The following is a 6,619-nucleotide window of genomic DNA, read 5'->3' as shown; positions in this document are numbered from 1 at the left end:
CTCGGCTTGCTTGAGAATGGCCATGATTTGGCTGTCTGAAAAACGTGATCTCTTCACGCAAAATTTCCTTGATCCGATTAGGAGAAAATTCTACTTCTGGTGAGTATTTTTTTCAGGGGGGATTACCCCCCAGATAATGCGGTCAACCGGCAATCACCCTATCGCAGTCGTTGGCTAGATAGTCCCGGTTAAATCCACTGGTTGTAGATGTAATTTCCAGGGCTGGACCTCCGTCCGTATTTTGCGAAATTGCACCCTGCTTGACCACCCATGCGCACAGCTACTTGCCCCAGAAGCGCAGGGGCAACGCAACGTTGCAGCGCCAACACCATTAGAACATGTGATAAAGCAGCAGCCCGCCCTCTGCATCCGGGCTAGCGTCAGAAAAACCTTTGACCGCATACAATTGAATCTTCCACTCGTGACTGAGCTTATGTGTGACGAAAAGAGTGAATTCCTGAATTTGCGAACCAGTGGAGACGACTTTCTGCCTCCAGTCGTAGGAGGCGCCCGCCGTAGTGCGCGCTGCCACGGGGAGGGCAAAGCCGAGGCTGGCAAATACCGGGTCGTCGAAATTACTACCGGGTGGGTCGCCAAACTTCTTCCATCCCAGGGTCGCGAAGCCGGTCACCGGGCCGAAGGCCTTGGCGATGCCAACCTGAGCGGTATAGTCGAATTCACCGGTGCCCAAGCACTGATCTTCATCTGCGGTGGGGAACTTGACCTTGCCGATCAGATCCAGCAACACGCCCCCCTCACTGCCATCGAGCAACGCATAATCTGCGCTGGTGACAGTATCGCCCAAGCCACTTTCCACATCCCTGCAACCACCGGGCAACGGGTCGCCGTTCGGGCCGACTTCGGGGTTAGTGATGCGCAACCAGGGCACCGTAACCTTGTACGTCATGGGCCCCGTTTCATACTTTCCCACCACAGGGACGTACCAGATTTCCGAAGTGGTGCCAGTGCCATAGTCACCACTTGAATAGTCGACACCGATGGCTGTGCTGAAGGTGTCGGCCGAGGCACACACGGTAAAGCTTGCCAGCAGGCTGGCAAAAAGAGGCAGCATGGGTCTCATCGTCACCTCAAAGTCCCGTTGAGAAGCGTGATCGAACTTACCCAGCCTAGTTGCTTATTCACCGTTTGTAGAATTGCCGCAGCGCTTATGCCGAACGGCCAGATCGATCCACTTTCTCTACTTTCTCTACTTTCTCTACTTTCTCTACTTTCTCTACTTTCTCTACTTTCTCTACTTTTTCGACCTTTTCGACCTTTTCGACCTTTTCAGGTAGTTCGACTTTTTCTACCTTTTCTGGTCGCTCGACTTTTTCGACCTTTTCTGGCCGCTCCACTTTCTCAACTTTTTCTACCTTTTCGGGGCGCTCTACCTTTTGGACTTTTTCAACCTTCTCAACCTTCTCAACCTTCTCAACCCTCTCTACCTTTTCAGGCCGTCCACTGTTGTCCTCCTTCTCGGGTTGCTCCACTTTCTCGACATGCTCTGATTTTCCAGACTTGTCCACGGACTCGGATTTGCCGGTGTTGTTGCGGTCGTCCGCGTGGCCTCCACCGCTGCCGCCGTCACGGCCCTCACTGCCTTCAATGCCTTCACTGCGCGGGCTTACATCGCGCCCACCGTGACCGCTGCTGTTGTTGGGGTTGCCCGAGCCATCGGCACTCTGTTCCGTATCGGCGCCCGTTCGGTTGTCACGTCCCGCACCGCCCCTGCCCGAGGTATCAGCGCGTTCGCCAGGGAACTCAACACGGGTTGCCCGTACTTCACGCGCACCACTGAACACCCCGCTCACCCGAACACGCTGATCCACTGCCAATTTGGCGGGCTGCTCGCCTGCAAACACGGTGTCACGCCCCAGTATCACATTGAAGCCTGCAACCACCAGGTGTCGATCCTGTTGGCTTTGTACCAGACCTTCGATCACGGCCTCATGCACACGGCCGGCAAAAGGTAGGCTCGGGTCAGGTCGGCTTTGAGCGACCTCCAACTGGCGACCGGACCACTGGCCACGCACCAGCACTTCCTGCCCCGGTGCCACGCGACTTCCCAGTTTCAGCCCCTGGAGGCTGCCGGCAGCATCTATCGAGCCGATGGCACTGGCTTCCCTGAGGGTTGGCGCCCGTTCGATGCGACTAGCAACCACTTCACCATTGGCATCGCGTAGACCGCTGACTCTGACCGGTTCACCCGGGCGTAGCCCCTCAGCAACCCGTGCCCCCACGGCAAGACGCACGGGTTGCCCCATGACCCGCAGCGGCGCCGAAGCAGTGGGTAGTGCCGTCAGCGGCCCTTCATAGACGTTCAGGATCGAGATGCGTCCGGCTCGCAGGCCTTGTTTGGTGGCGAATGCTTCCACCGCGACAACCTGTCCTATCGCCAGATGAGCGCTACTCGCGGCGACGCCGTTTTCGCTCACCGGTACGTCTTTGCCGAAGTGTACTTCCATTCCATTGACGCAAATCGAAGCGAACCCAGTGATGGTGCCAACGATTCCAGTGCCGCCAACACCTCCCGGATCCAGGATCGGTGCGCCCGTGCCGCCCACCCCGCCGTGCCCCCGATTGATGATGGTGCCATCCACGCCGGCAGCCACCGCGCCCGTACCACCGGTGCCGCCGGGACGCTGTTGGAGCGGCGCGCCGGTGCCACCGACACCACCGCTTTCGGCGTGGATGCCTGTACCGCCCACACCGCCTGTCTTTGCCCCGGTACCGCCAATGCCACCCGGAAACTGCAAGTCCGATGCGCCCGACATTCCCACTTCATCGCGGCTAACACATGCCGGCGCTGCGTCCACCCATGCGGGAGTCACCAGGTTCAGTCCAAAACCCAGGACAAGAGTGAAGATACTGAAGCAGCGATTGAGGGAGATCATGGGGCAGGCGTCATCGACGAAACGGGATCGGTGGGCTCAGTGTAGAAATAAAGTCCGATTGTGATGCGCTGACGTTGCTCGATACCAGGCGAATCAAGATTTTCGAGGTCTGCGGCAAGCCGGCTGAAATTGAGCAGAGTTTGCATCCCCTCCTTGGCAACGGCCTCGCGCAAAGTGTCGACGCTGACCGCGGCAAGTGCGTCGTAGTGCACGCTGCGCTCGAAGAAAGGCAGGCCCTCCCCGCTCAGGTTATGCACCGCTGCACTGGCGTGATCGTGCAGGTTGTGGCCGAGGTACGCGGCTTTCTCGTCGAAGCCCTTCTGCGGCACGAACGCCTGGGCTTCAAGGTGTACACGGTCCTGTTCATCGAGACGCACGACACCCAGGCGCAACCATTCATCGAGCACCACCCGCGCGCGGATGTCCGTACTGACCTTCGCCATCAGGGCATCAAAGGAGCACTTACCGCCAACACTGGCCAGTCGTGGCAGAGGTAACGCCTGGCCAGCATCCGTGCAGAAAGGCCGACTGTTGGTCCAGGCGTTGACCAGTTGCGCGCTTAAAGTAATGTTCGCCGGCAGCGTAGCGATCGACGTCTCGCTCTCGTTTCGCAGCCGCCGCACATCCTTGCGATGAACCCCCGTGAGCAGGCTGATGCGGCTGTCGCTCGAAACTTTGTCGTCCAAGCGAAACTCACGATCAGCCACATCGACGAACACCTCTTTGAGCAAATCGGCGAATACGGTATAGGTGACCCCTTTGCGCAGCATCAGGCGCACCAGCGGGCGCATGACCCGCCGCAGGGCTCCTAACAGAGAGCGGGGTAAGGTAGGCGATTGCATACAGCACATTCCTTGACAGATAAACCCAGTATAACGACGTGGAAAAATTCCCATATGAGCTGGTACGCACTTTTTCCAGGAATAAGGGATAGCTGCAAGCGCTCACTGCACATGCGTTGCGTGGGGCAATAACGGGCGGGACCAAATCTCATACAAAACCTTCTCTGAAGGTTTTGTATGAGATCCCATCAGAGTGAGTCAGCTCCTACTGTTGTCATCCCCTGCTTCGCCGCCGACATGAATGCCGCGGTCATCACCCGGTTCGCCACCCACAGGGTTGCCACGATTATCGCCAGGCTCACCCCCAACGTGATTGCCATTGTCGTCGCCAGGCTCGCCGCCAACATGATTGCCATGATCGTCCCCGGGCTCTGCGCCAACATGATTGCCATGATCATCACCAGGCTCACCCCCAACGTGATTGCCGTGATCATCGCCAGCCTCAGCATGGTTGCTGCTGCGGCCAGAATTCGAATTCCCGGCGTTGCCCTGGCCTGCATCGCCATGGCTGCTGCCACTGTTACCACCGCCGTTGCCAGCATGACCACCACTACCACTACCACTGCCACCACCGCTGCTGCTTCCACCATGACTGCCTCCACCGCCGTTTCCACCACCGTTTCCGCCACCACCACCACCACCACCACCACCACCACCACTGCCGCCACTGCCGCCTCCGCCTCCGCTACCACCACCGCCATTTCCGCCGTGGCCACCACTTCCGCCTCCACCGCCATGTCCGCCACCCTCTTTGGCGTAAGCACTGGAACCATGAAAAATCGTATCCGGCACCAAAACGATGGACGCCGACAGCACACCACCTATGGCCATCGCCAATAGAGCCTTCTTGAACAGCCTATGAATCTGCATTTTCCGTCTCCTGGTCATTACCGCGAGAAACGCCAAATCAAGTCGGGAATCGTTAAAAGTTTTTTGGCATTTTGCGTGGGATTTTTTCCCACGCTTAACAATTAGACCTCTTTTTACGTAGGTTCAAGGGGCGCAAAGAAAAGTCGACCAGTGGTTGGCCTGCAAAGAAGTTAGAAATGACGTATCGCAAAATGATCTTTTTCGGACGGGACAGGCACTCAGTGCCATAGCCAGCAGCTAAGTGTCGCGATGAAAGAAAACTGACGGCCGGAGGACTTCAATTCAAGCTCGAAGTGCAGCTTGGTCATTGCTTGCTTAATGGCCGACTGGCGTTCCTCATGATCGGCAGGAAGTGGTCACCCTCTGCCTGTTGTCAGCGTCGGTTTGGGGTCGACTCTGTCGGTTACGGATAGGAAGCGTGCTCATCAGGCCGAATGCGCTAGGCGGGCAATTCTGTGCAATTACCTTGCGGTCGCGCCTCTGTTTCCAGTGGACGCTTCAGTGTTCGACTTCTGCCAGACTGATCATCTGCTGCAACGCGACTATCAATCGACCCAAACGTGGATTGAAGGACACGAGTTGATCCGCACCGAGGGCCCGGGCTCGCTGCAGGCTCACACCCATCATATTGGTTGATGGGTAATCTTCGCCCCGAAAATTTGGGGAATAAAAAGCCCCGCCTGAGCATTGCCCGGCGGGGCTTTATTCTGCCTGCTGCCACCACCCTGCTGTCACGGCCAAACCGATCTATCAGGAAAAGTCTTGGGAGGCACGAATTATATGGTGTCCCAGGCGGGGTTCGAACCTGCAACCTTCCCCTTAGGAGGGGGATGCTCTATCCAATTGAGCTACTGAGACACTGATCGCCGCCGCTCCTGCGAAGGACGGCCTGCATGTTAACGGGCAGTCTCCCGTTTGTCATGTCGTACCCATGCTTTTTAAGCGTAGGCATTTTCGCCAGGAAGTTCACGCCATCGTGCAGATTGCACCAACGAGAAAATAGCTTTCTTGCAAAATGCAATGCAAGCCTACCCCTGACAACATCTAACCTATTGATTTTATTGAAGTAAATACCAATATATCATTGGCATGTTGCCTGCTTTAACTGCTTTCATACACAAGCGGAGGCCAGCCTCATGAACAGCACTCTATTAGTAGCCAATGCAATCGCCTTGGCGATCGTACTGGGTGTTCAGTTTGCGCCGAAGGATGACGAAGTGGCTGCCAATCAGCGAACGCCTCACTACCTTCAGTTGCAGAGGACTCCTCAGCTTGCAGTCATGAATAACCAAACACGCGCGTCCGGACAGGACGCAAGCCAGGGGATGGCGGTCGCCACCACACAATCTTCGGATCGCCTGGTATTTTGAATCACTTCATCAGGAGCGCAGCATGTCCAAATGGGCCACAGGATTTTTCGCCTTATCTCTAATGAGCGGCATGCTGCATGTTGCACTGGTGAAGGACGCCCTTGTGACCGCGCCGCTGATTGTGTGCGCCGCATCTGGATTCCTGTTCATGGGGGCGCTGATAGCGGGTCGCAAAATCAAGTTTGATCCAGTACTACGCTAACACCCGAAGATCGATAGCGAACTGCAACGAGAGGCGCCGTCAAGAGCGCCTCCCCGCGAGGCCAGAAAGCCTCAGCGCCTGCTCGTGACAGACTGCCACCCACCCTGAATCCTCCCCTCCACACCAACACACTAGCAAATCGGCCAATTGCCACTATTCTCTAATAGAAGGTGCAGTGAGGGCGCGCTTTAACACGGGGTTATGGTGTCTGCGCACATCATCCGCCAGGGAAGCAGGCAGCTGGAGATGCGGACCTGGTCAAACTTACCAACCAGTCCGCATTTCTGATAATGGGTGCTGGCAAAACGCCTTTATCCGGTTCAATATTTGTCACAGAATTGACGCCAACGAACTGGCAATCTTGAGGCATTATGCGGGCCTCTATCAATTCAGGTTGAACATTTGTCCGGAAAGCTTGTCCTATCAGACATCCTGCGGCCA

The 6,619-nt window shown here is 56.6% G+C and carries 6 protein-coding genes and 1 tRNA gene; 2 read left to right on the top strand and 5 right to left on the bottom strand.

The window, feature by feature from the left end; genetic code table 11:
* Positions 1-331: 331 nt before the first annotated feature.
* The 5 genes from L9059_RS15810 to L9059_RS15790 form a co-directional block, all read right to left on the bottom strand.
* Positions 332-1,081: a hypothetical protein gene (locus tag L9059_RS15810; protein ID WP_247291932.1), complete on the bottom strand. Its 750-nt coding sequence runs from the start codon at positions 1,079-1,081 to the stop codon at positions 332-334.
* 85 nt (positions 1,082-1,166) lie between these two features.
* Complete coding sequence (locus tag L9059_RS15805; protein WP_247291931.1) at positions 1,167-2,894, bottom strand: DUF5666 domain-containing protein; 1,728 nt, start codon at positions 2,892-2,894, stop codon at positions 1,167-1,169.
* Entirely contained in the window at positions 2,891-3,736 is an 846-nt protein-coding gene (locus L9059_RS15800; RefSeq protein ID WP_247291930.1) for a DUF6502 family protein, read from the bottom strand. The genes L9059_RS15805 and L9059_RS15800 overlap by 4 nt, the downstream gene beginning before the upstream one ends.
* 198 nt (positions 3,737-3,934) lie before the next feature.
* Positions 3,935-4,606 carry a hypothetical protein gene (locus tag L9059_RS15795; protein ID WP_247291929.1) on the bottom strand — a complete coding sequence of 224 codons (672 nt, stop codon included), beginning with the start codon at positions 4,604-4,606 and terminating at the stop codon, positions 3,935-3,937.
* Between the two features lie 781 nt (positions 4,607-5,387).
* Positions 5,388-5,464 (bottom strand) — tRNA-Arg (locus L9059_RS15790).
* A 278-nt stretch (positions 5,465-5,742) separates the two neighbouring features.
* On the opposite strand from L9059_RS15790, the gene L9059_RS15785 reads away from it, so the two are divergent.
* Entirely contained in the window at positions 5,743-5,976 is a 234-nt protein-coding gene (locus L9059_RS15785) for a hypothetical protein (RefSeq protein ID WP_247291928.1), read from the top strand.
* A 22-nt stretch (positions 5,977-5,998) separates the two neighbouring features.
* Positions 5,999-6,178 carry a PA3371 family protein gene (locus tag L9059_RS15780; RefSeq protein ID WP_247291927.1) on the top strand — a complete coding sequence of 60 codons (180 nt, stop codon included), beginning with the start codon at positions 5,999-6,001 and terminating at the stop codon, positions 6,176-6,178.
* The last annotated feature ends 441 nt before the right edge of the window (positions 6,179-6,619 follow it).

The sequence above is a fragment of the Pseudomonas violetae genome, from assembly GCF_023072615.1.
In the GTDB taxonomy this organism is placed as follows: Bacteria; Pseudomonadota; Gammaproteobacteria; order Pseudomonadales; family Pseudomonadaceae; genus Aquipseudomonas; species Aquipseudomonas violetae.
The sequence above is the reverse complement of the archived record's forward strand: the minus strand, read 5'-3'. Positions and strand labels throughout refer to the sequence as shown.